1 protein-coding gene is annotated in these 231 nt (G+C 80.5%); it reads left to right on the forward strand.

Annotated features, from left to right (window positions below; translation table 11 throughout):
* A partial coding sequence (locus tag ACSNOK_RS36475) for an oligopeptide/dipeptide ABC transporter ATP-binding protein (protein WP_436784929.1) occupies positions 1-231 on the forward strand: 231 nt, incomplete at both ends.

Here is a 231-nt window from a genome sequence, read left to right on the forward strand (position 1 = left end):
TGCCCACGGTGCGCGGCGGGCGCGAGCGCGCGGCGCGGCGCATCCGGCTGGCCGGCGATCCGCCCAGTCCCATCGACCCGCCTGCGGGCTGCCGCTTCGCCGGGCGCTGTCCCGTGGCCGTGCCTGCGTGCTCGGCCGAGGCGCCACCGCTGCGCGAAGCCGCCCCCGGCCACTGGGTGCGCTGCATCCGCGTGGACCACATCGATGGCGTGCCGCGCGCGCCGCTGGCCC

The sequence above is a fragment of the Streptomyces sp. URMC 126 genome, assembly GCF_051386555.1.
Lineage (GTDB): Bacteria > Actinomycetota > Actinomycetes > Streptomycetales > Streptomycetaceae > Streptomyces.